Source organism: Streptomyces sp. NPDC023541 (assembly GCF_055559995.1).
Genome location: NZ_JBVHJO010000003.1, coordinates 50,859 through 76,990, shown reverse-complemented (window position 1 = coordinate 76,990; position 26,132 = coordinate 50,859). Strand labels below are relative to the sequence as shown.

General features: G+C 71.3%; 26 protein-coding genes. 14 read left to right on the top strand and 12 right to left on the bottom strand.

Annotation, left to right across the window (positions count from 1 at the left end; all coding sequences use genetic code 11):
• Positions 1–6 precede the first annotated feature (6 nt).
• The 3 genes from ACZ3X1_RS07900 to ACZ3X1_RS07890 all read left to right on the top strand — a co-directional run bounded on the left by ACZ3X1_RS07900 (position 7) and on the right by ACZ3X1_RS07890 (position 2,446).
• A complete protein-coding gene (locus ACZ3X1_RS07900; RefSeq protein WP_356810271.1) occupies positions 7–753 on the top strand; it encodes an ABC transporter permease in 747 nt (248 codons plus the stop codon).
• Between the two features lie 105 nt (positions 754–858).
• Positions 859–1,617, top strand: coding sequence for a MerR family transcriptional regulator (locus tag ACZ3X1_RS07895; protein WP_356810200.1), 759 nt, complete (start codon positions 859–861; stop codon positions 1,615–1,617).
• Positions 1,618–1,735: 118 nt separating this feature from the next.
• Entirely contained in the window at positions 1,736–2,446 is a 711-nt protein-coding gene (locus tag ACZ3X1_RS07890) for a VTT domain-containing protein (protein WP_356810199.1), read from the top strand.
• A 66-nt stretch (positions 2,447–2,512) separates the two neighbouring features.
• Here the strand turns inward: ACZ3X1_RS07890 and ACZ3X1_RS07885 are convergent, their stop codons facing one another.
• Both ACZ3X1_RS07885 and ACZ3X1_RS07880 read right to left on the bottom strand, forming a co-directional pair.
• Entirely contained in the window at positions 2,513–4,153 is a 1,641-nt protein-coding gene (locus ACZ3X1_RS07885; protein WP_356810198.1) for a threonine/serine exporter family protein, read from the bottom strand.
• Between the two features lie 184 nt (positions 4,154–4,337).
• Entirely contained in the window at positions 4,338–4,832 is a 495-nt protein-coding gene (locus tag ACZ3X1_RS07880; protein ID WP_008742522.1) for an inorganic diphosphatase, read from the bottom strand.
• A 163-nt stretch (positions 4,833–4,995) separates the two neighbouring features.
• Between ACZ3X1_RS07880 and dacB the strand changes: the two genes are divergently transcribed.
• The 6 genes from dacB (at position 4,996) to folE (ending at position 12,584) form a co-directional block, all read left to right on the top strand.
• Positions 4,996–6,438, top strand: coding sequence for a D-alanyl-D-alanine carboxypeptidase/D-alanyl-D-alanine endopeptidase (gene dacB / locus ACZ3X1_RS07875; protein ID WP_362626775.1), 1,443 nt, complete (start codon positions 4,996–4,998; stop codon positions 6,436–6,438).
• Positions 6,439–6,476: 38 nt separating this feature from the next.
• Positions 6,477–7,628, top strand: a complete 1,152-nt coding sequence (locus ACZ3X1_RS07870; protein WP_362626772.1) for a zinc-dependent metalloprotease — start codon at positions 6,477–6,479, stop codon at positions 7,626–7,628.
• 313 nt (positions 7,629–7,941) lie between these two features.
• Positions 7,942–9,012 (top strand): tRNA lysidine(34) synthetase TilS, encoded by a 1,071-nt coding sequence (tilS, locus tag ACZ3X1_RS07865; protein ID WP_467277713.1) that lies wholly within the window; start codon positions 7,942–7,944, stop codon positions 9,010–9,012.
• Between the two features lie 65 nt (positions 9,013–9,077).
• Positions 9,078–9,638 (top strand): hypoxanthine phosphoribosyltransferase, encoded by a 561-nt coding sequence (gene hpt / locus ACZ3X1_RS07860; RefSeq protein WP_030228417.1) that lies wholly within the window; start codon positions 9,078–9,080, stop codon positions 9,636–9,638.
• Between the two features lie 203 nt (positions 9,639–9,841).
• Positions 9,842–11,869, top strand: coding sequence for an ATP-dependent zinc metalloprotease FtsH (ftsH, locus tag ACZ3X1_RS07855; protein WP_356810194.1), 2,028 nt, complete (start codon positions 9,842–9,844; stop codon positions 11,867–11,869).
• A gap of 106 nt (positions 11,870–11,975) precedes the next feature.
• Positions 11,976–12,584 carry a GTP cyclohydrolase I FolE gene (gene folE, locus ACZ3X1_RS07850; RefSeq protein WP_356810193.1) on the top strand — a complete coding sequence of 203 codons (609 nt, stop codon included), beginning with the start codon at positions 11,976–11,978 and terminating at the stop codon, positions 12,582–12,584.
• Between the two features lie 186 nt (positions 12,585–12,770).
• Here the strand turns inward: folE and ACZ3X1_RS07845 are convergent, their stop codons facing one another.
• From ACZ3X1_RS07845 to ACZ3X1_RS07820, 6 genes are all read right to left on the bottom strand, one after another.
• Positions 12,771–13,262, bottom strand: a complete 492-nt coding sequence (locus tag ACZ3X1_RS07845) for a DUF3180 domain-containing protein (protein WP_356810192.1) — start codon at positions 13,260–13,262, stop codon at positions 12,771–12,773.
• Between the two features lie 49 nt (positions 13,263–13,311).
• Entirely contained in the window at positions 13,312–13,920 is a 609-nt protein-coding gene (gene folK / locus ACZ3X1_RS07840) for a 2-amino-4-hydroxy-6-hydroxymethyldihydropteridine diphosphokinase (RefSeq protein WP_356810191.1), read from the bottom strand.
• Complete coding sequence (gene folB / locus ACZ3X1_RS07835; protein ID WP_030010912.1) at positions 13,917–14,276, bottom strand: dihydroneopterin aldolase; 360 nt, start codon at positions 14,274–14,276, stop codon at positions 13,917–13,919. The genes folK and folB overlap by 4 nt, the downstream gene beginning before the upstream one ends.
• Before the next feature lie 131 nt (positions 14,277–14,407).
• Entirely contained in the window at positions 14,408–14,851 is a 444-nt protein-coding gene (locus ACZ3X1_RS07830) for a nuclear transport factor 2 family protein (protein WP_362626756.1), read from the bottom strand.
• Between the two features lie 25 nt (positions 14,852–14,876).
• Positions 14,877–15,749: a dihydropteroate synthase gene (folP, locus tag ACZ3X1_RS07825; RefSeq protein WP_356810189.1), complete on the bottom strand. Its 873-nt coding sequence runs from the start codon at positions 15,747–15,749 to the stop codon at positions 14,877–14,879.
• A gap of 255 nt (positions 15,750–16,004) precedes the next feature.
• Positions 16,005–17,855, bottom strand: coding sequence for a phosphatidylglycerol lysyltransferase domain-containing protein (locus ACZ3X1_RS07820; RefSeq protein ID WP_356810188.1), 1,851 nt, complete (start codon positions 17,853–17,855; stop codon positions 16,005–16,007).
• A 152-nt stretch (positions 17,856–18,007) separates the two neighbouring features.
• Here ACZ3X1_RS07820 and ACZ3X1_RS07815 point away from each other — a divergent pair, with 152 nt between their 5' ends.
• Positions 18,008–19,117: an alpha/beta hydrolase gene (locus ACZ3X1_RS07815; RefSeq protein WP_467277698.1), complete on the top strand. Its 1,110-nt coding sequence runs from the start codon at positions 18,008–18,010 to the stop codon at positions 19,115–19,117.
• 54 nt (positions 19,118–19,171) lie between these two features.
• Here ACZ3X1_RS07815 and ACZ3X1_RS07810 read toward each other — a convergent pair whose 3' ends face one another.
• Positions 19,172–20,140: an ABC transporter ATP-binding protein gene (locus ACZ3X1_RS07810; RefSeq protein ID WP_356810186.1), complete on the bottom strand. Its 969-nt coding sequence runs from the start codon at positions 20,138–20,140 to the stop codon at positions 19,172–19,174.
• Between the two features lie 149 nt (positions 20,141–20,289).
• Between ACZ3X1_RS07810 and ACZ3X1_RS07805 the strand changes: the two genes are divergently transcribed.
• The 4 genes from ACZ3X1_RS07805 to ACZ3X1_RS07790 all read left to right on the top strand — a co-directional run bounded on the left by ACZ3X1_RS07805 (position 20,290) and on the right by ACZ3X1_RS07790 (position 23,778).
• Positions 20,290–20,988 carry an ABC transporter permease gene (locus ACZ3X1_RS07805; RefSeq protein ID WP_356810185.1) on the top strand — a complete coding sequence of 233 codons (699 nt, stop codon included), beginning with the start codon at positions 20,290–20,292 and terminating at the stop codon, positions 20,986–20,988.
• Positions 20,989–20,992: 4 nt separating this feature from the next.
• Positions 20,993–21,661 carry an ABC transporter permease gene (locus ACZ3X1_RS07800; RefSeq protein ID WP_356810184.1) on the top strand — a complete coding sequence of 223 codons (669 nt, stop codon included), beginning with the start codon at positions 20,993–20,995 and terminating at the stop codon, positions 21,659–21,661.
• Positions 21,662–21,704: 43 nt separating this feature from the next.
• Complete coding sequence (locus ACZ3X1_RS07795) at positions 21,705–22,682, top strand: ABC transporter substrate-binding protein (protein WP_467277693.1); 978 nt, start codon at positions 21,705–21,707, stop codon at positions 22,680–22,682.
• Between the two features lie 97 nt (positions 22,683–22,779).
• Positions 22,780–23,778 (top strand): hypothetical protein, encoded by a 999-nt coding sequence (locus ACZ3X1_RS07790; protein ID WP_356810182.1) that lies wholly within the window; start codon positions 22,780–22,782, stop codon positions 23,776–23,778.
• A gap of 15 nt (positions 23,779–23,793) precedes the next feature.
• Here ACZ3X1_RS07790 and ACZ3X1_RS07785 read toward each other — a convergent pair whose 3' ends face one another.
• From ACZ3X1_RS07785 to ACZ3X1_RS07775, 3 genes are all read right to left on the bottom strand, one after another.
• Positions 23,794–24,009: a hypothetical protein gene (locus ACZ3X1_RS07785; RefSeq protein ID WP_030656464.1), complete on the bottom strand. Its 216-nt coding sequence runs from the start codon at positions 24,007–24,009 to the stop codon at positions 23,794–23,796.
• 30 nt (positions 24,010–24,039) lie between these two features.
• Entirely contained in the window at positions 24,040–24,909 is an 870-nt protein-coding gene (locus ACZ3X1_RS07780) for an arylamine N-acetyltransferase family protein (protein WP_356810181.1), read from the bottom strand.
• A gap of 69 nt (positions 24,910–24,978) precedes the next feature.
• The gene (locus tag ACZ3X1_RS07775; RefSeq protein WP_356810180.1) at positions 24,979–26,121 is read right to left on the bottom strand and encodes an NADH-quinone oxidoreductase subunit D; all 1,143 of its coding nucleotides are present in this window, start codon (positions 26,119–26,121) and stop codon (positions 24,979–24,981) included.
• Between the last annotated feature and the right edge of the window lie 11 nt (positions 26,122–26,132).

The window sequence follows — 26,132 nt, the reverse complement described above, 5'->3', positions numbered from 1 at the left end:
TGGACGATGACCCGGCGAGAGCTGGCGCACTGGGCGCGGCAGCCCGTGCAGATGGTCGTCGGCCTGGTCTTCCCCGTGATGATGCTGCTGATGTTCGGCTTCCTGGTGGGCGGCGGCCGCGGGATCGACGGCGAGTACGTCGAGTTCCTCGTGCCGGGGATGCTCGCCCTGACCATGGCCTTCGGGCTGGAGGCCACCATGACGGCCGTCACCCAGGACCTGAACAAGGGGGTGATCGACCGCTTCCGCGCCATGCCGATGTCCTCCTCGGCGGTCCTGGTGGGCCGCAGCACCGCCGACATGCTCCAGTCGGCGGTGGGCCTGCTGGTCCTGGCCGCGGTCGGGCTGCTGCTCGGCTGGCGCTGGCACGGCGGCGCGGCGGCGGCGCTGCTCGCCTTCGGGCTGCTCCTGCTGCTGCGCTTCGCGATGCTGTGGATCGGGATCTGGCTCGGCATGGTCGCCGGCCGACCGGAGCTGGTCCAGGCGGTGCAGATCCTGGTGTGGCCGGTGGGCTTCCTGTCCAACGCGTTCGCCACGCCGGAGTCGATGCCGGGTTGGCTGGGCGTGGTGGTGGAATGGAACCCGCTCTCGGCGACGGCCACCGCCGTCCGCGACCTGTTCGGCAACCCGGCCGCGGCGCCCCCCTCGTGGGCCGCCGACCACGCGGGCCTGCTGGCGGTCGCCTGGCCGCTCCTGCTGCTCGCGGTCTTCTTCCCGCTGGCGGTGGGCCGCTACCGGGGGCTGAGCAAGTAGCCCGCGAAAGCGGGGTCTGGGCAAGCAGCCCGCGAAAGAGGACTTGCACCTCACGCGGCGTGAGGAACCACAGTGAAGGGCGTACCCGAGCAGAGGAGGGAAGAAATGGGCTACTCCGTGGGCCAGGTCGCCGGTTTCGCCGGGGTCACGGTGCGCACCCTGCACCACTACGACGAGATCGGGCTGCTCTCCCCGGGCGGCCGCAGCCACGCGGGACACCGGCGGTACGACGACGCCGACCTGGACCGGCTGCAGCGGATCCTGTTCTACCGGGAGCTCGGCTTCCCCCTCGAAGAGGTCGCGGTCCTGCTGGACGACCCGCGATCGGATCCCCAGGAGCATCTGCGCCGGCAGCATGCCCTGCTGACCGACCGGATCGCCCGGCTCCAGCAGATGGCCAAGGCCGTTGAGCACGCCATGGAGGCGAAGAAGATGGGCATCAACCTCACGCCCGAGGAGAAGTTCGAGGTCTTCGGGGACGTGGACCCCGAGAGCTACGCGCAGGAGGTCGAGGAGCGCTGGGGCGACACCGAGGCGTACGCCGAGTCCCAGCGCCGCGCGGCCTCGTACACGAAGGACGACTGGCAGCGGATCCAGGACGAGTCCGCCGAGTGGGGCCGCCGGTACGCGGCGGCCATGGAGGCCGGCGAACCCGCCGACGGCGAGGCCGCGATGGACCTGGCCGAGGAGCACCGCCTGCACATCCACAAGTGGTTCTACGACTGTCCGTACGAGATGCACACGTGCCTCGGTGAGATGTACGTGGCGGACGAGCGGTTCACGGCGTTCTACGACGCGGTGAAGCCGGGCATGGCCGTACACCTGCGGGATGCGATCTTCGCGAACGGCGTGCGCAAGGCGTAGGCGGAAAGTCACGTACGCGACCCCCGCCGGTACCTGGAACCGGGCGGGGGTCGTGTGCGTTGATAATTGAAACCGTCCCCACCCTGCCTTCCCCCCGATCCAGGAGAGCCCGGAACCCGTGTATACGCTTGCGCTCGGCCCTGAGTGGCTGTCCCCGGACTACCTGATCTCGCACTTCGGCCTGATCGGCATCCTGGTCATCGTCTTCGCCGAGTCGGGTCTCTTCGCCTTCCTGCCCGGCGACTCCCTGCTCTTCACCGCGGGCCTGCTGGTCGCGGACGGGCAGTACATCAAGCAGCCGCTGTGGCTGGTCTGCACCCTGATCGTCGCCGCGGCGATCATCGGCGACCAGGTCGGCTACATGATCGGCAAGTTCTTCGGGCCGAAGCTCTTCAACCGTCCGAACTCCAAGCTCTTCAAGCGGGAGAACCTGGACAAGGCGCACGAGTTCATGGACAAGCACGGCCCCAAGGCCATCGTGCTCGCCCGCTTCGTGCCGATCATCCGCACCTTCGCCCCGATGGTCGCGGGCGCCGGCACGATGAAGTACCGCACCTTCCTGACCTACAACATCATCGGTGGCATCGGGTGGGGCGCGGGCGTCACCGTCGCGGGCTACTGGCTCGGCCAGATCGAGTTCATCAAGACGAACGTCGAGGCGATCCTCGTCGGCATCGTCCTCCTCTCCGTCATCCCGGTGATCTTCGAGGTGCTGAAGGCCCGCAAGGAGAACAGGGCGAACGCCGGCCAGGCACCCGACGCGGTCGCCGCCGGCGACGGCAGCGGCCCGCAGTCCCCGGGCCAGCGCGGCCGCCACGCCAAGCGCTGATCCGGCCACGCCGGAGTCACCGCGTACGCCCCCGCATGCGGGGGCGTACGCGTGTCCGGGCGCCGGTCAGAAGCCCCGGGTCCGCTTCGCCGCCCGGCGCTTGGCGGCGCTCGCGGCGCCGGGGATGCGCATGAACAGACGTGAGGCCTCCGAGCCCAGGTTGACCCCGATGGCGATGGCCAGTGCGATGGCCGCGGCGTTCACCAGCGAGCCCAGGCCCTCGTTCAGCCGGTTCTCGGCGATCAGCAGCAGCCCGTAGTACGTCGCCGAGCCGGGCAGCAGCGGGCCGATGGCGGCCGTCACGTACGGCAGGGCGGAGGCGAAGCGGTAGCGGGAGAAGAGCTGTCCGAAGAGGCCCACCAGTCCCGCCGCGACGCACGTGGACGGCACCGGTGGGATCCCGCCCGCGTAGTGCAGCGCCCCGAAGGTCACCCACGCCACTCCGCCGTTGAGGGTCACGATCCACACCGTGGAGCGCTCCTGCTGGAGCAGGATCGCGAAGGTGAAGACCAGCACCATGGAGGCCGCGATCTGGATCAGCGGCCGCTGCTGGATCTGGAGCACCTCTTCCGGCCGCGGCGAGGCGTCGAACTGCAGCCCGACGTAGAGCACCACCAGTACGCCCATGATGATGCCGATGAAGAGGTACATGACCTCCAGGAGCCGGGCCGAAGCGGTGATGTAGTAGCCGGTCAGACCGTCCTGCACGGCCGCGACCAGGGCTCGTCCCGGCAGCAGCGCGAACAGCCCGCCGGTGATCACCGCGGAGGCCTTGACGTCGATCCCCGTCATGTTCAGCGCCACCCCGATGGCGGCGGGCGGCATCGCCGCCACCACGAACTGGTAGAACTCGGGAAGCCCGCGCCCGGCGCACAGCCAGGCCAGCCGGTCACCGAGGACGGCCCCGATCGCGGCGGCGAAGAAGACGAGGACCCCACCGCCGACGAGGGTGGAGGCGGCCCCCGCGAGCAACCCGGCGGAGGCGGTGAGCATCCAGCCCGGGTACGGGTGCCGGTTGCGGCGGATCTCGGCGAGGCGGCGGTAGGCCTCCTCCAGCGACACGTCGATCTCGTGCGCGCTGATGTCGTCCACGAGGCGGAACACCGCCGCCAGCCGGTTGTAATCGGTGCCCCGGCGCCGCACGGTCCGGTTGGCCGACACGGGGTCGCCCACCAGCGAGGGGTGGTGGGTGATCGACAGCATGGTGAAGGTGACGGTCGGCTCGCAGCGGTCCAGCCCGTACGAGCGGGCCACCGCGAACATCGCGGCCTCCACGTCCTCGGCGCCCTCGCCGCCGGCGAGCAGCAGCTCGCCGATGCGCAGCGTCAGGTCGAGCACACGGCCCACGGCGGGGCCGGCCTCGCTCTGCCGCTGGACCAGCTCCGGTACGGGCCGGATGTCGACCGGCATGCGCAGCATCGTGCGCATGCGGTCCTGCCAGGGCGATTCCGTCATCCGCACGACGGGGAAGCCCTGCCCCGGGGTGTACGCGGGCGGGGAATGCGCGGCCCGATAGGTGGCGGGGGCGGCGAAGGCCGACCCCTCGGGCTCCGGCCGCACCGGCTCGGCGCCCGCCGGAAGAGCGAATTCCGAGGTGGGCTGGTCCTCCTCCGGGGATTCCGGCCCGACCCCCGGCGGCGGCGTGAAGGCGCTGTGCGCCTCGTCGGACAGGGGCTTCCTGTCTTCTGCCCCGTCGGCCTGCGCCACGCGTCCTCCAGTCCGTGATCACCCGGAGCATCAGTATGCGGAATCGTTTCCTCCCTCCGCATACCCAGCCCGGCCGCACCGCCCGGGAACACGACGGCGGGCGGCACCCCCAAGGGATGCCGCCCGCCATGTCACAGGGGCGCGGGGGCAGACCCCCGGCCCGTCACCGCCGCCGAGCCTGAGCTCAGTGGTGGCCGCCCTGCGCCTCCAGGCGCTTGTACGAGGCCTCGATCTCGGCCTCGGCCTCGGTGCGGCCGACCCAGTTCGCGCCCTCGACGGACTTGCCCGGCTCCAGGTCCTTGTAGACCTCGAAGAAGTGCTGGATCTCCAGGCGGTCGAACTCGGACACGTGGTGGATGTCGCGCAGGTGCTCCACACGCGGGTCGGAGGCCGGCACGCACAGGAGCTTGTCGTCGCCGCCCGCCTCGTCCGTCATGCGGAACATGCCGATGGCGCGGCACTTGATCAGGCAGCCCGGGAAGGTCGGCTCGTCAAGGATGACCAGCGCGTCCAGCGGGTCGCCGTCCTCGCCGAGGGTGTTCTCGACGAAGCCGTAGTCGGCCGGGTAGCTGGTCGAGGTGAAGAGGCGACGGTCCAGACGGATCCGGCCGGTCTCGTGGTCCACCTCGTACTTGTTCCGCGAACCCTTGGGGATCTCGATGGTGACGTCGAACTCCACGTCCTGCTCCTCCATGATCAGCTTCATTGCTTCGAGACGGCATTGATTCAACTGCGTGCGCGTCCGGCCCAGCCCTGTCGGGTGGGGTGCCATGCTCGCGGCAAGACGCAGTGGTTAAGTGTCCCTCACGCATATGTGTGATCGCGAAAGGGGCTGGTCCGAGGTGCCATTGGTCAAGACGTGGCAGCTCACCGCGGGTGCGGCCGTCGCCGGCCTCGCCCTGTCGGTGGCAGCGGTGGCCGCCGCCGGTCCGTGGGACTCCGGCCAGCGTAAGGCCGAGCGGGACGCAGCCGCCTCCTGGGGCCTTACGGGTGGCGCAGATCACGGTGGAGCGGCCGGCTCCGGGCCCCTCCCGCAGGCCGCGCCCAGCGCCCCGGGCGTACTGGGAGCCGTCGGCCCCGGCGTACCGCGGGGGCAGGCCGCCGCGGCCGGACCCGCGGACGGGCTCGCCGCCCGGCTGCGGCCGCTGCTGGCCGACCCGGCGCTCGGCACCGTCCGTACCGCCTCCGTCGTGGACACCGCCACAGGACAGGTGCTCTTCGAGTCCGGCGCGCGCGAGGCGATGACCCCCGCCTCCACCGTCAAGATCGCCACCGCGGCGGCCGCGCTGGCCGCGCTCGGGCCCGAGCACCGGATCAGGACCACCGTCGTGCCCGGCACCACCTCCGGACAGATCGTCCTGGTCGGCGGCGGCGACCCCTCCCTCACCGCGAAGAAGAAGAGCCCCGCCGGATCCGGCGGCAGCCTCGTCGCCCTGGCCGCGGACGCCGCCCAGGCACTCAAGGCCGCCGGCACCGACACCGTCACCCTCGGGTACGACGACAGCCTCTACACCGGCCCCGTCCGGCACCCGATCGGCGTCAACCCCAACATCGCCCCCGTGACCGCCCTGGCGGCCGACGAGGGCCGCCCCGACGACTCCACGTCCGGGCCCGTGGACCGCACCGACGACCCCGCCAGGGCCGCCGCCCGCGCCTTCCGCACCCTCCTGGCGGAACGCGGCATCAAGGTCGGCGCGGAACCGGTTCGGGCCAAGGCCGCCGCCGGCGCCCAGCCGCTGGCCGTCACCCAGTCCACCCCGGTGGCCGGGCTCGTCGAACGGATGCTGACCAACAGCGACAACGACATCGCCGAGGCCCTCGCCCGCCAGACCGCCCTCGCCTCCGGACAGCCCGCCGGCTTCGAGGGCGCCGAGAAGGCCGTCACCGCCCGGCTCGCCGGCCTCGGCGTCGACGTGAGCGGCTCCCGCTTCGCCGACGGCAGCGGCCTGAACCGCGCCGACAAGGTCAGCGCCGGCCTGCTGACCGGCCTGCTCGCCAAGGCTGCCGACCCCCACCACCCCGAGCTGCGGCCCGTCCTCACCGGGCTCCCCGTCGCCGGCTTCACCGGCACCCTGCGCGCCCGCAACGCCGGCACCTCACCGGCCGCCGGGCTGGTCCGCGCCAAGACCGGCACCCTCACCGGAGTGAACTCCCTGGCCGGCACCGTCGTCGATTCCACGGGCAGGCTCCTCGCCTTCGCCTTCCTCACGGCGAACAGCCCCGGCCCCGAGGGCGCCGAGAAGGGCCTCGACAAGCTGGCCGCGGCCGTCGCGGCCGCTCCGTAGGGGGTCCGCAGGAGGGCTCGCCCACGTACGGTTGACGCATGACGAGCATCAGTGGTGCGGAGATGGTCGACTGGAACCTCGCGGTGGCGACCGCGACCCGGCTGGTGCGACCCGGCCCGGAGGTGACCCGGGACGAGGCGCGGGCCGTCGTCGCCGAACTGCGCGGGCACGCCAGGACCTCGGAACGGCACGTGCGCGAGTTCACCCGGATGATCCCCGACGGCGCCGCCGTCCCCGACACCCCCGTCCTGGTCGTCGACCGGGCCGGCTGGGTCAAGGCCAACGTCGCCGGCTTCCGGGAGCTGCTCACGCCGCTCCTCGGCAAGATGCAGGAGCGCCGCGCCGGCGCCCCGGGCGGAGCCGTACTCGGCGCGGTCGGCGGCAAGGTCACCGGCGTCGAGCTGGGCATGCTGCTGAGCTTCCTGGCCTCCAGGGTCCTGGGGCAGTACGAGACCTTCGCGCCCGTCTCCCGCGACCTGCCGGCCTCCGCGTCGGGCGGCCGGCTGCTGCTCGTCGCCCCGAACATCGTCCACGTGGAGCGCGAGCTGGAGGTGGCCCCGCACGACTTCCGGCTGTGGGTCTGCCTGCACGAGGAGACGCACCGTACCCAGTTCACGGCCGTCCCGTGGCTGCGCGCCCACCTCGAAGGCGAAATCCAGACGTTTCTGGGTGCCACCGAAATCGACCCGATGACGGTCCTGGAGCGCATCCGGGAGGCCGCCCAGTCCTTCGCCGGCGCCCGCCCGGACGCCGAGCACGGGGACGAGGGCCGCTCCCTCGTCGAACTCGTGCAGACCCCCGAGCAGCGCGAGATCCTCGCCCGCCTCACCGCCGTCATGTCCCTGCTGGAGGGGCACGCCGACTTCGTCATGGACGGCGTCGGCCCCCAGGTGGTGCCCTCGGTCGCCGAGATCCGCGAGAAGTTCCAGCAGCGCCGCGCCAGCGGAGCGGGCCGCCTCGACGCCGCCCTGCGCAAACTGCTCGGCCTCGACGCGAAGCTGCGCCAGTACCGCGACGGCGAGCGCTTCGTGCGCGCCGTCGTGGGCCAGGTCGGCATGGAGGGCTTCAACCGGATCTGGACCTCGCCGAACACGCTGCCCACCAAGGCGGAGATCGACCGGCCCGCGGACTGGGTGGCCCGGGTCCACGGCAAGGGGAGCGAGGGGGGCGGAGAGGACCGGCAGGGGTGATTTCGGGGAGCACGGGCCCGCCCCGCACCGCCGGGGCGGCTCCACGGCGCGCCCCGCCGCTTCCCTCCCGTTCACCCGCGCCACACGTGACGGAGAGGCCTAAACATGTCTCCCTGGGGGAAGCAGCATCACCCGTCCGAGGGACCGTGAGCCGTATAAGGGCGTGCGATGCTCGGGGAACGGCTCGGTTCTGTCACCATCGACGCACTCTGAGTGACAACCTCCCGTTCCGCGGGGGCAGCCGGGCAAGCACCTCCCAGCACACCACCCCGAAGCCTCCGAGGCATCCGAACTCCATCGAAGGGCACCGGACATGGGTCCCCATCCTGCGGTCGCGGCGATACGCCTGGCGGTCCGCCGCGTACTCCACGACGTCCTCACCGAGCTCACCGACCGCCCCCGGACCCCGTCCGGAGCCGTCCCCTGCGCCGACCCTCGCACCGGCGCGGGCACCCCGCCACTCGTGCTCGTCGCCTGCTCCGGCGGCGCCGACTCCATGGCCCTCGCCTCGGCCCTCGCCTTCGAGGCCCCCAAACTCGGCATCCGGGCCGGCGGCATCACCGTCGACCACGGACTGCAGGACGGCTCCGACCAGCGCGCCGCCGAGGTGGTCACCCGCATGACCGCACTCGGCCTCGACCCGGTGGAGTCCGTCGCCGTGCGCGTCGGCCGTGGCGGCGGTCCCGAGGCAGCCGCCCGCGACGCCCGCTACGGCGCCCTGGACGAGGCCGCCGACCGCCTCGGCGCCGCCGCCGTGCTGCTCGGCCACACCCGGGACGATCAAGCGGAAACCGTCCTGCTGGGCCTTGCCCGCGGATCCGGCATCCGCTCGCTCTCCGGCATGCCGGAAGTCTCCCAGGGCCCCGGCGGCCCCGGCCGCAGCCACCGCTACCGCCGCCCCTTCCTCCAGGTCGACCGGCAGACCGCCCGCAAGGCGTGCATGGTCCAGTCCCTGGCCGTCTGGGACGACCCGCACAACATGGACCCGGCCTACACCCGCTCCCGCCTGCGCCACGAGGGACTGCCCGCCCTGGAGAAGGCGCTGGGGAAGGGCGTCGTCGAGGCCCTCGCCCGCACCGCCCAGCTCTCCCGTGACGACGCCGACGCCCTGGACGCCTGGGCCGCCGAGGCGGAGGGCGGCGTACGCGACGAGGACGGCCGCCTGGAGTGCGCCAAGCTGTACGCCCTGCCCCCGGCCGTCCGCCGCCGGGTGCTGCGCAGGGCCGTCGTCGCCGCGGGCTCTCCCGCGGGCTCCCTCTTCGCCCGCCACATCGAGGAAGTCGACCGCCTCATCACCGGATGGCGCGGCCAGGGCGCCATCAACCTGCCCGGCCGGGTGGAGGCCCAGCGGCAGGGTGGCAGACTTGTCATCCGGCAGGGCTGATTGGTGCTGAAACACGGCTGAGTCCTCCGGGGGCCACCCCGGAGCCCCGGCCGACAACGAAAGTGATGCGGGTGGACGAGAAGGACATGGGCAGCGACCTCCAGTCGGTGCTCATCACCAAGGAAGAGATCGACGCGAAGCTGGCCGAGCTGGCCGCGAAGATCGACGCGGAGTACGCGGGCAAGGACCTGCTCATCGTCGGCGTGCTCAAGGGCGCCGTCATGGTGATGGCGGACCTGGCACGCGCCTTGTCCACCCCGCTCACCATGGACTGGATGGCGGTGTCCTCGTACGGCGCCGGGACCCAGTCCTCGGGTGTGGTGCGGATCCTCAAGGACCTGGACACCGACATCAAGGACAAGCACGTCCTGATCGTCGAGGACATCATCGACTCCGGTCTGACGCTGTCCTGGCTGCTGTCGAACCTCGGCTCCCGCCAGCCGGCCTCCCTGGAGGTCGTCACGCTGCTGCGCAAGCCCGAGGCCGCGAAGGTCGCGATCGACGTGAAGTGGGTCGGCTTCGACATCCCCAACGAGTTCGTCGTGGGCTACGGCCTCGACTACGCGGAGAAGTACCGCAACCTGCCGTTCGTCGGCACGCTCGCCCCGCACGTCTACGGCGGCTGACCCCGCCCCGCCCCCGGGAATCCGCGGCGCCGCCGGGGAACCTGGGGGCGATTCCCGCCGTTGGAGCAGGGGAAGGCGGGTCTGTCAGCCGTCCCACGGGCCGCGGGTGACAATTCAGGGGTACATTCCGAAGAACAGTCTTTACTCACACAGCAGCATTTACCTACGGGCAGGAGGGACGGGGCGCCTGGCGCCCCGTATGGATGGACGTGAAGCGATACTTCCGTGGGCCGGTCATGTGGATCGTGCTGGCCGTCCTCGCCGTGGTCGTGTTGATGAATGTCGTCGGCTCCGGCGGCGGCTACAAGTCGGTGGACACCAGCGAGGTCATCAAGGCGATCAACACTGGCCAGGTGGAGACAGCCAAGCTGACCACCGGCGACAGCCAGATGATCAAGATTGAGCTCAAGCAGGGCGAGAAGCTCGGCAAGCACGACGGCACCAAGTTCCAGGCCAACTACATCGGGGATCAGGGCGTCCAGCTCGCCCAGAGCCTCCAGACCAAGTACGACGCCGGTCAGATCCCGGACGGATACTCCGTCACGCCGGACAAGACCAGCCCGTTCCTGAGCGTGCTGCTCTCGCTCCTGCCCTTCGTCCTCATCGTCGTCGTCTTCCTGTTCCTGATGAACCAGATGCAGGGCGGCGGCTCCCGAGTCATGAACTTCGGGAAGTCCAAGGCCAAGCTCATCACCAAGGACACCCCGAAGACGACGTTCGCCGACGTCGCGGGCTCGGACGAGGCCGTCGAGGAACTCCACGAGATCAAGGAGTTCCTCCAGGAGCCGGCGAAGTTCCAGGCCGTCGGCGCCAAGATCCCCAAGGGCGTGCTGCTCTACGGCCCGCCCGGCACCGGAAAGACCCTGCTCGCGCGCGCCGTCGCGGGCGAGGCCGGTGTTCCCTTCTACTCGATCTCCGGTTCCGACTTCGTCGAGATGTTCGTCGGTGTCGGTGCCTCGCGTGTCCGCGACCTGTTCGAGCAGGCCAAGGCCAACGCGCCGGCGATCGTCTTCGTCGACGAGATCGACGCCGTCGGCCGGCACCGCGGTGCGGGCCTCGGCGGCGGCCACGACGAGCGCGAGCAGACCCTCAACCAGCTGCTCGTCGAGATGGACGGCTTCGACGTGAAGGGCGGCGTCATCCTGATCGCCGCCACGAACCGCCCCGACATCCTCGACCCGGCGCTGCTGCGCCCGGGCCGCTTCGACCGGCAGATCGCGGTCGACCGCCCGGACATGCAGGGCCGTCTGGAGATCCTCAAGGTCCACCAGAAGGGCAAGCCGGTCGCCCCGGACGTCGACCTGGGCGCCGTCGCCCGCCGCACGCCCGGCTTCACCGGTGCCGATCTCTCCAACGTCCTGAACGAGGCCGCGCTCCTCACGGCCCGCTCGGACAAGAAGCTGATCGACAACCACTCGCTGGACGAGGCGATCGACCGCGTCGTGGCGGGCCCGCAGAAGCGGACCCGGATCATGTCGGACCGGGAGAAGAAGATCACCGCGTACCACGAGGGCGGACACGCCCTGGTCGCGGCGGCTTCCCCGAACTCCGACCCGGTCCACAAGATCACGATTCTGTCCCGCGGCCGGGCCCTGGGTTACACCATGGTCCTGCCCGACGAGGACAAGTACTCGACCACGCGCAACGAGATGCTCGACCAGCTCGCGTACATGCTGGGCGGGCGCGCGGCCGAGGAGCTGGTCTTCCACGACCCGACCACGGGCGCGGCGAACGACATCGAGAAGGCGACCGCCACGGCGCGGGCCATGGTCACGCAGTACGGCATGACCGAGCGTCTGGGTGCGATCAAGTTCGGCGGCGACAACACCGAGCCGTTCCTGGGGCGCGAGATGGCGCACCCGCGGGACTACTCGGAAGAGGTCGCGGCGCTGGTCGACGAAGAGGTCAAGAAGCTCATCGAGACCGCGCACAACGAGGCCTGGGAGATCCTCGTCGAGAACCGTGACGTCCTCGACAACCTGGTCCTCGCGCTGCTGGAGAAGGAGACGCTGGGCAAGCAGGAGATCGCCGAGATCTTCTCGACCATCGTCAAGCGTCCGGCGCGCCCCGCGTGGACCGGTTCCGCCCGTCGCACCCCCTCCACCCGCCCGCCGGTGCTCTCCCCCAAGGAGCTGCAGCTGACGAACGCGGCGAACGGCACGTCGGCCTCCGTCGCGCCGGTCTCCACGGAGAAGGGCATCGAGGTGGCTCCGGAGGACCGCCCGGAGTAAGGGCGGGTCGACCCACCCGGAATGGAAGCCGCGCCCCCCAGGTTCTAGCCTGGGGGGCGCGGCACATTTGTACGACCGCGTGTGTGCGGACAGGAACGAGGAAGACATGACCGACCCAGTGACCTTGACCGGTGACGAGGGCACGATCGGCGAGTTCGACGAGAAGCGCGCCGAGGCGGCGATCCGAGAGCTCCTGTTCGCGGTCGGCGAGGACCCGGACCGAGAGGGCCTCCTGGAGACCCCGGCGCGCGTGGCGCGCGCCTACCGGGAGATATTCGCCGGCCTGTACCAGAAGCCGGAGGAGGTCCTGACGACGACGTTCGACCTCGGTCACGACGAGATGGTCCTCGTGAAGGACATCGAGGTCATGAGCTCGTGTGAGCATCATCTGGTCCCGTTCCACGGTGTCGCGCACGTCGGCTACATCCCGTCCACCGACGGCAAGATCACTGGCCTGTCGAAGCTGGCCCGCCTCGTGGACGTGTACGCCCGCCGCCCCCAGGTGCAAGAGCGCCTGACCACGCAGATCGCGGACTCCCTGATGGAGATCCTGGACCCGCGCGGGGTCATCGTGGTCATCGAGTGCGAGCACATGTGCATGACCATGCGCGGGGTCCGCAAGCCCGGCGCGAAGACCATCACCTCGGCCGTCCGCGGCCAGCTCCGCGACCCCGCCACGCGCGCCGAGGCCATGTCCCTGATCATGGCCCGCTAGCCGGATCGCCGGATCCGCCCGACCACGTCCTCGATCAGAGCATTGAGCTGATCAGGGGCGGGACGGGCGGGCTGCCGAGCAAGCAGATCGTGAACGGGGTCGCCGGTGCCGCCCAGGCGAGACCCCCGCGGGGGCGACACCGACTTCCTGGTGCGCGGGCACCTCGTCCGGGCATCCAGCCGGCGGTCACGCCCGAGCGGCCGGGGGCTCCGGGGCGGGGTCCTCGTCCTCGGGGAGTTTCAGGACGCGCTCCAGGAAGAGGGCTGCGGCGATGACCGCGATGCCCGCGAGGACCGAGAAGCCGGCGTACCAGGCCTGGTCGCGGCGGGCGGCGACGTCGAGGGAGTCGGTCAGCAGGAAGACGCCCACGCCGCCGTACATGCCCGCCACCAGCGCGGCCACCAGGGCGCTGGCCTGCCCGAAGACCACCGCGCGGGCCGCCATCAGCGGCTCCACGCCCTTGGCGCCCGGCCGGCGTTCCCGCTGGGCCTTCAGCCGGGCCTTCAACGACAGCGCCGTGGCCAGCAGCACCACCGCGATGGCCCCCAGGACGATCGGCGCGGCCAGCGGAACGCCCGGCAGGGTGCCGTACGCGTTCCACAGCCGGGCGCCGGCCCAGGACAGGACCCCGGCGACCACGAAGATGCCTGCCAGGATCCCCGGCCTCAGTTGCTTCACTTGCCCGTTCCCCACTTTCAGCGAGTAGCCGTGAACAGGCTACTAACGACTACTCGGGGAGGTGGAGTTCCAGGTCGGGGCGCGGCGTGACGCCGCTCAGGCCGATTCCGGCCAGGAGGGCGGACACCGGACCGCGGCCCGGGAGCTGGGCCTCGGGGTCGATGTCGTGCCAGGGGGCCAGCACGAAGGCACGCTGGTGGGCGCGCGGGTGCGGGAGGGTGAGGACCGGGTCGTCGCAGACGCGGTCGGCGTACGCGATGATGTCGACGTCGATCGTGCGGGGGCCCCAGCGCTCCTCGCGGACGCGGTCGAACGCCTCCTCGATGGCGTGCCCGCGCTCCAGCAGGGAGGACGGGGGCAGGGTGGTCTTCACCGCGATGACCGCGTTGAGGTACGAGGGCTGGGAGCCGGGCTCGACGCCCCACGGCTCGGTCTCGTAGACGGGGGAGACGGCTTTGACCCGCAGGCCGGGGGTGTCGCCGAGGGCGTCGATGGCGCCTTGGAGGGTCTCCAGGCGGTTGCCGAGGTTCGCGCCGAGCGCGATGACGGCCCATTTGGGGTTGGACAGGGTCACGTCCGCCGCGTCGACCGCCTCGACGACGGAGGCGGGTACCGGCTGGACGGTGGGGTCGCTCTGAGCGTTCAGTCCGTTGTTCATGCGCGGCTCCGGGTGATCGTGATGGTCACGTCGTCGAAGGGGACGGTGATGGGCGCGTCCGGCTTGTGGACGACGACCTCCACCTGCGCCACCGCTTCGTGCTTCAGGCACTGCTGGGCGATCCGCTCGGCCAGGGTCTCGATCAGGTCGACGGGCTCGCCCTGGACCACGTCGACGACCTCCTCGGCGACCACCCCGTAGTGCACGGTCTTCGCCAGGTCGTCCCCGGCCGCCGCGGGGCGGGTGTCCAGGTGCAGCACGAGGTCGACGATGAAGGTTTGGCCTTCCTCGCGTTCCCGGGGGAAGACGCCGTGGTGCCCGCGAGCCTTGAGGCCGCGCAGCGCGACACGATCCACGCGAATCACTCCTGCTTTCGTAGGTGCTTCCGGCCTCGGGGCTCCCCGTGGCCATGGGCCTGCGCCGAGTGCGGTCGGCGTCGTCCGACTTCGAATTTACCTGCGAAACAGTCCGGCCCCCGCCGTAGGGGTCAGGAGGCGTCGTCCTCGTCGTCCTCGTCGGACTCCGTGAGCACGGGAGAACCGTGGTGGGACCACAGGCGCCATCCCTCGGATGTGCGTCGGAACACATTCGTGGCGACGACCAGCTGGCCGACGAGCGGGCCGAGCTCCCCGCCGTCCTCGGCGGGGCCGCCGCTGAGGATGTTCTCCGTGCAGGTCACCAGTGCCGTGTCGCCTATGACGGCCACCTTGGTGTCGGTCAGGAAGAACTGGATGTACTCGGTGTGGGACATGATCAGCGCGTACGAGCGCAGTACCTCCCCGCGGCCGGAGAGCACCGGCCAGCCGGGGTGCACGCAGGAGATCTCGTCCTCCAGCCACAGCGCCGACAGAGCGTCGAAGTCCCCCCGCTCCATTGCCTCGTAGAAGGCCGTGTTGACCTCTTCGACCGCTTCGATGTCGGTTCTGCTCACTGGGCTCCTTGTCGGTCGTTGAGGATCACAGAGCCCCTTCCACGGCGCGGGCCACCCGAACCGCGTCGGCCGTCGCCCGTACCTCGTGGACCCGTACGGCCCAGGCGCCCTGGTGGGCGGCGATCGCGGAGACGGCGGCCGTGGCGGCGTCCCGTTCGCGGGCCGGCGGCGGGGTGGCGTCCGTCCCGCCGGCCAGGACCCGGCCGAGGAAACGCTTCCGCGAGGCGGCGACCAGCAGCGGGAAGCCGAGGGCGCGCAGGTCCCCCATGTGTGCGACCAGCGCCAGGTCGTGCTCGGCGTTCTTGGCGAAGCCGAGGCCGGGGTCGACCAGGAGCCGCTCGGGGGCGATGCCGCCGGCGACGACCGCGTCGATCCGGGCCCGCAGCTCGGAGGTGACCTCGGCCACGACGTCGTCGTAGACGGCGAGGCTGTTCATGCCGGCGCTGAAACCGCGCCAGTGCATCACCACGAAGGGCACCTCGGCCGCGGCGACGGCCGGGACCATGCCGGGGTCGGCGAGGCCGCCGCTGACGTCGTTGACCAGGGCGGCGCCGGCGTCGACGGCCCGGGCGGCGACGGCGGCGCGCATCGTGTCGACGGAGACGGTGACGCCCTCGGACGCCAGACCGCGCACGACGGGGACGACCCGGCGCAGCTCCTCGTCCTCGTCGACGCGGGAGGCGCCGGGGCGGGTGGACTCGCCGCCGACGTCGACGAGGTCGGCGCCCTGGGCGACGAGGTCGAGGCCGCGCTTGACGGCGGCGGTGGTGTCGAACCAGCGGCCGCCGTCGGAGAAGGAGTCAGGGGTCACGTTGACGACGCCCATGACCGCGCAGCGGTCCCATTCCGGCAGACCTGCGACCCGGCCCCTGCCGGTGGCTCCGCGCTTGGTGTTCATGGCTCCAGGGTAGGGCTGCCCCGCCTGCCCCCACCCCGGGGCACTGCCCCCGGCCCAGTCCGGGCACTGCCCAGGCCCAGTCCGGGCACTGCCCAGGCCCAGTCCGGGGACTGCCGCCGGCCCGCCCCGGCACTGCCCCGGCCCTCCCCCGGGCGCCGCCGCCCGGGACGGCTCGCGGCCGGGGCCGGGCACGGCGAAGGCCCGGACGGGGAACCTGCCGGGCCTTCGGGTGTCGCGTCGCGGGGCGGTCGGGGGCTACGCGGCCTGGACCTCGCGCTCGGGCTGCTTCGCGACGGGCGCCATCAGGTTGTGCGAGCAGGTACGGACCGGCTTGGGACGGCGGCGGCTCGCGAAGAGCCGCGGCAGGGCCAGCGTGACGAAGCCCTCGGCCTGCATCGCGGCGAAGCCGATGCGGGGCAGGTCGCGGGTGGTGCGGAAGACCACGAAGCGCGGCTCCCAGCGCGGGCGGAACTTCGCGTTGAACTTGTACAGCGACTCGATCTGGAACCAGCGGGAGAGGAAGACCAGCAGGCTGCGCCACATCCGCAGCACGGGCCCGGCGCCGATCTTCTCGCCGCGGGCCAGCGCCGAGCGGAACATCGCGAAGTTCAGCGAGACCCGCTCGATGCCCAGCGAGGGGGCGGCCTCCAGGGAGGCGACGATCAGCAGCTCGTTCATGCCCGGGTCGGCGCCGCGGTCACGGCGCATCAGCTCCAGCGACATGCCGTCCTTGCCCCACGGTACGAAGTGCTGGATGGCCTTCAGGTCGCCGAAGGGGCTGGTGTCGCCCTCTTCCACGCGGTGCGCGGTGGCGATGAAGCAGTCGCCGTCGCCCGGGTCGCCGACCCGGCCCAGCGCCATCGAGAAGCCGCGCTCGGTGTCGGTGCCGCGCCAGGCCTCGGCGGCGCCGCGGACCTGCTCCAGCTCCTCCTCGGTGAGTTCGCTGACCCGGCGGACCTTGGTGGTGTAGCCGTTGCGCTCGATGCGCTTCACCATCTGGCGGACATTGCGCATGGCGCGGCCCGAGAGGGAGAAGTCTTTGACATCGACAATCGCCTCGTCACCCAGCTCCAGGGCGTCCAGGCCGGTCTCGCGGGTCCAGACCTCGCCACCGGTCTCGCTGCAGCCCATCACGGCCGGGGTCCAGGAGTGGGCCTTGGCCTCCTCCATGAACCGCTCGATAGCGCCCGGCCACGCCTCGACGTCGCCGATGGGGTCGCCCGAGGCGAGCATCACGCCGGAGACGACGCGGTAGGTGACGGCGGCCTTGCCGCTGGGGGAGAAGACGACGGCCTTGTCGCGGCGGAGCGCGAAGTGGCCGAGGGAGTCGCGGCCGCCGTGCTTGGCGAGCAGCTCGCGCAGCTTGCCCTCGTCGTCGACGGTGAGCCGGGCGGCCGGGTGCTCGGGGCGGAAGGCCAGGTAGATGGTGGTGAGGGCGGTCAGCATGCCGAGCGCGCCGAGGGAGTAGCCGACGGTCCAGGACACCCGGCCTGCGTAGTCGACGGGGCCCTCGAAGCCGAAGAGGCCGTAGACGACGTGTGTGATCTGCTCGTACAGTCCGGGGTTGCCGACGACCTTGCCCGGGTGGACGTTGACGATGACCAGTCCGAGGCCGATGGAGCCGGCGCTCATCAGGACGAAGTTCGCGAGGGCCTTCCAGCGGCTGCGCGGGTCCGGCAGCGCCTTGAACTCACCCTGGTGGCGCAGGAGGAGCGCGAGGAGCACCGCCGCGATGACCACGCCGATGACCGAGTGGCGGTAGGTGAACTGCGCCGCCGCGCCCGCGGGCAGCAGGACGACGGCGGCCCGCCAGGCGCGCCGCTTGTGCCGCTTGAGGCCGTGGGCGAGCAGCAGGAGCAGCACGCCCGCGCTGATGGAGAGGGCGGCCGCGAACGGGCCGAGGGAGCCCGGCAGCACCTCGGTGACCGCGTGGATCCGGCTGTGCCGGAAACGCGGGAAGACGCCCGCCGCGATGTCCAGAAGGCCGACGATCATGACGGCCGTACCTACCAGGCCGGGCACCGACTCCGGCTGTGGGCCTCGGAGGATTCGGCGGACCCTGCTCGGAACCTGTCCCGACTTATCGCCATCTATCCTGCTAGACATCGCTTCCCGTTGCTCCGCGAGAGATCATGTGGCCGAAGGCCGCGACAGCCTCCGGTGTGTGGTGCGTCCCTTAGGACGACATCGACGGACAGCGGGTTCACTCTTCCGTCGGAAATTTCCAGTCCTGCCATCAGAAAGTCGACTGACTGCTCATGGGTCTCACCAGTAATACGGTCCTGGCGCTGGCCGTCCTCGCCGGTGTGCTGCTGTTCGCGGCCACCATCTGGTTCTGGCCGAAGCTCTCGGGCCGCACCTGGCGTGCGTTCGCCGGCCGTATCGGGCTCCTGCTGGCGACCCAGCTGGCGCTGTTCTCGGCGGTGGGTCTCGCGGCCAACAAGTCGTTCCTCTTCTACGGTTCCTGGGCCGACCTGTTCGGCCGGGAGACGTCGATGGGCAAGGTCGTCGACCACTCGATGAGCAGCAAGGACATCAAGGTCGTCGACAAGCAGAAGCTGGACGTCCCCGGTGGTGCCAAGCCCCAGGTGGGCGGTCAGATCCTGAAGGTTGCCATATCGGGGCAGAAGTCGAAGATAACGAGCCCCGGCTACGTGTGGCTCCCGCCGGAGTACTTCCAGCCGCAGCACAAGGACGAGAACTTCCCCGCGTCCATCGTCCTGACGGGCTACCCGGGCACCGCCGAGAACCTGATCAAAGGGCTCGACTACCCGATGAAGGCCTTCAGCCTGTCCAAGGCGGGCAAGATGAAGCCGATGATCCTGGTCATGCTGCGCCCGACCGTGGCGCCGCCGCGCGACACCGAGTGCGTCGACATACCCGGCGGCCCGCAGACCGAGACCTTCTTCGGGGTGGACCTCCCGCAGGCCATCCAGGACACCTTCCGGGTAGGCAAGAAGCCCGAGAACATGGGCTTCATCGGCAATTCCACGGGTGGTTACTGCGCCCTGAAGATCGCCGCGCACTACCCGCAGACCTTCGGTGCCGCCGCCGGGCTGTCCGCGTACTACGACGCTCCTGACGACCCGACGACCGGTGACCTCTTCCACGGGGACGAGAAGCTGAAGAAGCGCGCGGACATCCTGCACGTCATGGAGCACAAGAAGCCGGCCGGTACGTCCTTCCTCGTCACCAGCAGCGAGAAGGGCGAGCCGAACCTCGCGGACACCAAGAAGTTCATCAAGAAGGTGCAGGGCCCGGACCGGGTCTCCTCCATCATCCTCGACAGCGGTGGCCACAACTTCAACACGTGGCGCCGTGAGATCCCGCCGATGCTGGTGTGGATGAGCGGCCGCATCCAGGCCTGACGGCCGGGCGGTACGGCAGCGGGAAGGGGCCCGACCCTGAGGTCGGGCCCCTTCTCATGCCTCCTGCAACTCGGCCCGGCGCAGCGCCCGGTGGATGTCCTGGGGGGTGAGTACGCCGGCCAGCTCGCCGGTGTCCGGGTCCGTGACGGCGATCCGCCCCGAGTCCTCCTGGAGCAGTGCGGCGAGCGCCTCGCGCAGCGTCGCGCCCAGCCGGACCGACACCGGCGGCGCCGTCGCCGTCCCGTCCGGCGGCGTCAGGTCGGCGGCCCCGACCGTGGTGACGGCGAGCCGCTTGAGCCCCCGGTCGGCGCCGACGAAGGAGGCCACGTACGGGGTGGCGGGCGCGCCGAGCACCGCCGCCGGGCGGGCGAACTGCTCGATGCTGCCCGTTCCGTAGACGGCGATGCGGTCGCCGAGCCGGATGGCCTCCTCCAGGTCGTGGGTGACCAGCAGGATCGTCTTGCGCACGGTCTTCTGCAGGGTCAGGAACTCGTTCTGGAGCCGCTCGCGGACCACCGGGTCCACCGCGCCGAAGGGTTCGTCCATCAGCAGCACCGGCGGGTCGGCGGCGAGCGCGCGGGCCACGCCGACGCGCTGGCGCTGCCCGCCCGACAGCTGCTCCGGGTACCGGCCGCCGTACACCGACGGGTCCAGCCCCACCAGTTCGAGCAGCTCGGCCGCCCGGGCGCGGGCCGCCGCCTTGGGGGTGCCGATCAGCTGCGGCACGGTCGCGGTGTTCTCCAGCACGGTCTTGTGCGGGAAGAGCCCGACCTGCTGGATGACGTACCCGATCCGGCGGCGCAGTTCGACCGGGTCGGCGGCCGCGATGTCCTCGCCGCCCAGCAGGATCCGGCCGGACGTCGGGTCGATGAGCCGGTTGACCATCTTCATGGTGGTCGTCTTGCCGCAGCCGGACGGTCCGACCAGCGTGACCAGCTCTCCTTCCGCCACCTCGAAGGACAGGTCCTCGACGGCCGTCGTCCCGTCGGGGTAGCGCTTGGTCACATGCTCGAATCGGATCACGGACCCATCTTTCCCCACGGGCGTCGTCCGAATGTGAAGGGCGTGTTGCCCTCTGCGAAAGATTCCGGCCATCGGGACCGGCGGGGGTTAGGGTCGTCCAAGGGCAGTTGATCGAGCATACGTACGTTTCGTGACGGGGGGTGAGGTGCATGCCGGCGCAGAACTGCCTGGTGGCGAACGACTGGATCTGCTGGGACTACGTCACCTCCCGTTCTCAGGAACTCACCGACGCCACCGTCGAACACGTGTGGATCACCGGTGCGTCCGTCCTGATCGGCCTGGTCGTGTCCGTGCCGCTGGCCCTGCTGGCCCGCCGCGGCCGGCGCTGGTCGGCGCCCGTGCTCACCTTCACCACCCTGCTCTACACCGTTCCCTCGCTGGCCATGTTCTCCCTGCTGCTGCCCGTCTTCGGGCTGTCGGCGGCGCTGGTCGTGACCGGCCTGGTGCTCTACTCGCTGACCATCCTGGTCCGCAACGCGATGGCCGGCCTGGAAGCCGTCCCCGAGGAGGTCCGGGAGGCCGCGCGCGGCATGGGCTACGGCCCCGGGCGGCTGCTGTGGCAGGTGGAACTGCCGCTGGCGCTGCCCGCGCTGCTCGCGGGCGTACGGATCGCCACGGTCTCGACGATCGCGCTGACCACGGTCGGCTCCATCGTCGGCAAGGGCGGCCTCGGCAACCTCATCGCCCCCGCGGTGAACAGCTCCTTCAAGGCGCAGGTGCTCACCGCATCGGTGCTGTGCGTCCTGCTCGCGCTCGTCGCGGACCTGCTGCTGCTCGGCCTGCAGCGGCTGCTCACGCCGTGGACCCGGGCCGGCGCCCGCCCGGCCGCCCCCGCGAAGGGGGCCTGACGGCATGGGCGTGGCGGCAGGGGCCTGGGACTGGCTCGCGGACGGCGCCAACTGGTCCGGGGAGAGCGGCGTCTGGCACCGGCTCGGCGAGCACGCCTACGTCAGCGGGCTCGCGCTGGCGATCGCCTGTGCGGTCGCGCTGCCGGTCGGCCTGTACCTCGGCCACCTCGGCCGGGGCGGCACCCTCGCGGTGAACGTCTCCAACGTCGGACGGGCGGTCCCGGTCTTCGCGGTGCTGGCGCTCTTCATGGTCTCCCCGCTGCGCAACGCGGGACATCTGCCGACCGTCGCCGCCCTCGTGCTGTTCGCCGTCCCGCCCCTGCTGACGAACGCGTACGTCGGCATGCGCGAGGTGGACCGCTCGGTCGTGGAGGCCGCCCGCGGGATGGGCATGTCCGGCGGGCAGCTCTTCTGGCGGGTGGAACTGCCGCTCGCGCGCGGCCTGGTGATGACCGGTCTGCGCTCGGGCGCCGTGCAGGTCATCGCCACGGCCACGATCGCCGCCATGGTCGGCCAGGGCGGCCTGGGCCGGATCATCACCGCCGGTTTCAACACCTACAACACCCCGCAGGTCGTCGCCGGAGCCCTGCTCGTGGCCGCCCTGGCCCTGCTGGTGGAGGGCGTGCTGGTGGCGGCGGACCGGCTGCTGCGCCGGGCCGGCGCCCACCGCTGATTCCCGTCCCCCTTCCTTCTCTTCCCTCGAACGGAGCAACTCCATGACCAAGACCACGCGCGTCCTCGGCGCGTCCCTGGGCGCGCTGGCCCTGACGGTGTCGCTGGCCGCGTGCGGCGGTGACAGCCTGGAGAAGAGCAAGGACGGCGGCTCCTCCTCCCCGGCCGCCGACGGCAAGGGCAGCCTGGTGATCGGCGCGGCCGGGTTCACCGAGTCCAACGTGCTGGCGGAGCTGTACGCGCAGGTCCTGAAGGACGCGGGCTACAGCACCTCCGTCAAGACGGTCAACAACCGGGAGCTGTACGAGCCCTCGCTGGAGAAGGGCGAGATCGACCTCGTCCCGGAGTACGCCGCCACGCTCGCGGAGTTCCTCAACGCCAAGGTGAACGGGCCGAAGGCGCCCGAGGAGAAGCCGGTCGCCTCCAGCGACGTCGCGGCGACGGTGGCGGGCCTGGAGAAGCTCGCGGCCCCGCTCGGACTGAAGGTGCTGCCGGCGGGCGCCGCGGTCGACCAGAACGCATTCGCGGTGACCAGGGAATTCGCCGAGAAGAACAACCTCAAGACCCTTTCCGATCTTGGAAAGTCGGGGCTGAAGGTGAAGATCGCGGCCGGTGACGAATGCGCCGTCCGACCCTTCTGCGGCCCGGGGCTGGCGAAGACATACGGAATTCAGGTTTCCGGTGTCGACCCGAAGGGCGTCGGCACCCCGCAGGCCAAGCAGGCCGTCAAGGACGGCGTCGACCAGCTGGTGCTCACCACGACCACGGACGCCACCCTCGACAGCTTCGGCCTGGTCCTGCTGGAGGACGACAAGAAGCTCCAGAACGCGGACAACGTCCTCCCGGTGGTCAACGCCAAGGACGCCGGAGCACCCGAGGTCGCGGCCACCCTCGACAAGCTGACCAAGGTCCTCACGACCGCCGATCTGGTCGACCTGAACCGGAAGGTGGACGCCGAGCGCGCCAAGCCCGCCGACGTCGCCAAGGGCTACCTGGAGTCGAAGGGCCTTGTGAAGAAGTAGTGCCTACGGGTTGGTGGAGGAATGTGGGGTAACCGCCCGGGAACAGATTGCCGGGTGGGTATCCCACACGACCTCTACTCCCTGTAAATTTCAGGCCATGCCCCGAGGACGCCACCGCAATCCCGAACCGCTGCACCGGCTGCTCACTCCGTCGGCCGTCGCCGCCGTCTCCGTCGCCAGCGCCGGATCGGCCTGGCTGCTGGCCGGCCCCGAAGACGCGACGGCGCTGAGGCTGCTCGTGGCCCTCGCCGCGGCCGCCGGGATCGCCGGCGCCGTCATGATGCGCTCCTGGGACCGCGCCGCGGGCCGCCGGGTCGCGGAACTGGCCCGTGAGCGGGTCAAGGACGAGTGGCGGACCGACGAGCGGATAGCCGAGCTGGAGTCCGACCTCGAAGAGGCCCGGATGCTGCGGGCCAGGCTCGACGCCAAGCTGCGCGCCAAGCGCGTCGAACTGGCGGGCCTGCGGGGCGAGCACGCGGCCCTGCTGCGCCGGTACGCGACGGCCGAGACCGAGCGCGCCAGCGCCCTGGAGAAGCGCCGTCTGCTGGCCATCGAGGCCTCCGCCGCCCCGGCGCCGAAGGACACCAAGCAGCTCCCGGCCGTCACCGAGGAGCGCACCTCGGCGGGCGCGCCCACCTCCGTCGGCTACGCCCGGGCCCATGCGGCCATGGCCGCGCTGGCCCGCAAGGCGCAGGAGCGGTCCCTGCCCAGGGCGCGGGCCGTGGGCGAGCTGCCCACGGCGCCGCCGGCCACCGCCGGCTCCGTCCCGGCCCGCCGTCCGGCGGCCGCCGTGGCCCCGTACGCGGCCCAGCGGCGTACGGCCTCCCGCGTCGAGGGCGGCTTCGACTTCTTCGGCACCAAGAACTCGGCGCAGGCACGCGCGGCGATCGAGGCGGTCCAGAACGAGGACCTGGCCGACGTGGTGGGGGCCGAGGCCCTCGCCGTCCACAAGGCGGAGTCCGCCCAGGAGACGGCCGAGCCGGAGTTCAAGCCGCCGACCGAGGAGACTCGCGCGGTGGGCCAGGTCATCGACCTGACGGCCCACGACGAGACCGAGCCGATCGACGTGGTCCGTCTGCGCACCGCGATCTCGTAGAGGCCTGGGGCCTTCTCAGAAGAGCGGCAGCTGCCCGGGGAATTCGGGCAGGACGAAGCCGTCCAGCGTCGGAGCGGCGGCGCCGAGCACCACCCGGGCCCGGGAACCGGGGCAGGACACCAGGTCCGCGCGGTCCCGCGGGGCGGGAGGGTCGTGGCGGGCGATACGGCCCGCGGTGACGGCGCAGTCGCGGCCGCAGACGGGGCAGGCCCGGCGGGGGGAGTGGGACATGCCGCCAAGTCTGCCCTGTCGTACCGACAATCAGTCCCGCACGACCTCCGCGGTCCGCCGCTCGGCCAGCCAGGTCTCGTGCGTCCGCTCCACCCGGGCCCACAGGGCGGCCCGGTCGGCGGGGGTCAGGTCGCCCGTGGCCCGGCCGAAGCCCTCCAGGGTCTCGAAGAGGTCCTGCGGCCCGGTCAGCACCCGCTCGTCGGTCTGCTTCCCGCGCTCCGTGCGGATCAGGACCTTGCCGCGCAGGCCGTCCGTGCCCTCCGCGTCGCGCCGGAACACCGCGAAGGTCCGCACGAACGGCGACTCCGCGTCGGTGGACAGCCACGCGTGCATCGCTTCGAAGTCGGCCGTCCGCGCCGGGGCGTCGCGGAAGTTCATCCGCCGCGCGCCCCCGGACGAGGGGAAGAAGGACCAGCCGGGGCCCTCGCCCTCCAGCGGGTCCAGCCGTGCCAGTGAGTAGGAGAAACCATTCTGCTCGTATGTGCCCGCGCGCAGCGGCAGCGGATCGTACGGGCCCATGTCCCCGAGCCCGGCGTCCACCCAGTACTCCGCGCCCTCGACGCGGACGGTCAGGACGAGGTGGTCGCCCCGGACCGCGCGCGACGCCGCGTCGGCGCTGACGGCGCCCACGTGGCGGGTCACGTCGTAGCCCAGGGCTTCGAGGAGCGCCCCGAACGCCCCGTTGAGGTGGAAGCAGTAGCCGCCCCGGCCGGCGGCGAACCGCCGCACCGACAGCTCGGGGTCGATGCCCGGCGGCCGGCCGAGCTGGATGTCGACGTTCTCGTAGGGGATGCGCTCCAGGTGCGCGCGCTGGAGCGCGAACAGCCCGGCGGCACTGGGCGCGCCGGGGTCGGTGACGCCGAGGCGGCGCAGGTAGCCGTCGAAGAAGTCTGGGATCATCCGGCCAGGCTAAGGGCTGTCGGGACGGCCCTCAGGGGCTGTCCGGCGGCTACTCCCTGTGAATTTCGGCTACTTGTCGATGTCGCCGACCACGAAGAACAGCGAGCCCAGGATCGCCACCATGTCCGCGACCAGCTGCCCCGGCAGCAGTACGGCCAGCGCCTGGATGTTGTTGTAGGAGGCACTGCGCAGCTTCAGCCGGTACGGGGTCTTCTCGCCCTTCGAGACCAGGTAGTAGCCGTTGATGCCCAGGGGGTTCTCGGTCCAGGCGTAGGTGTGGCCCTCGGGCGCCTTCAGGACCTTGGGCAGGCGCTGGTTGACCGGGCCCGGCGGGAGGCCGTCCATCCGGTCCAGGCAGGCCACGGCGAGGTCGAGGGAGTTGTGGGTCTGCTCCAGCAGGCACTCGAAGCGGGCCAGGCAGTCGCCCTCGGTGCGGGTGACCACCTTCAGGACGTCCTGGAGCTCGCCGTAGGCCAGGTACGGCTCGTCGCGGCGCAGGTCGAAGTCGACGCCGGAGGCGCGGGCGATCGGGCCGGAGACCCCGTACGCGTGCACCGCCCCGGCGGACAGGACCCCGACGCCGCGGGTGCGGCCGCGGAAGATCTCGTTGCCGTGGACCAGCTTGTCGTAGACGTCCATCCGGGTGCGGACGTCGGCGATCGCGGCGCGGGCCCGGCCGAGCCAGCCGGCCGGGAGGTCCTCCTTGAGGCCGCCGACGCGGTTGAACATGTAGTGCATGCGGCCGCCGGAGATCTCCTCCATGACGGCCTGGAGCTCCTCGCGCTCGCGGAACGCGTGGAAGATCGGCGTGATACCGCCCAGTTCGAGCGGGTACGAGCCGAGGAACATCAGGTGGTTCAGGACCCGGTTCAGTTCGGCGAGCAGCGTCCGCATCCACACGGCCCGCTCGGGGACCTCCATGCCGAGCATCCGCTCGACCGCCATGACCACACCGAGCTCGTTGGAGAACGCGGACAGCCAGTCGTGGCGGTTCGCGAGCATCACGATCTGCCGGTAGTCACGGGCCTCGAAGAGCTTCTCGGCGCCGCGGTGCATGTAGCCGACCACCGGCTCGGCGCCGGCGATCCGCTCGCCGTCCAGGACGAGGCGCAGGCGCAGAACGCCGTGCGTGGAAGGGTGCTGGGGGCCGATGTTGAGCACCATGTCGGTGCTCTCCGCCGCGCCGCCGATGCCGACCGTGGTCTCCGTCATGCGGGCATTGT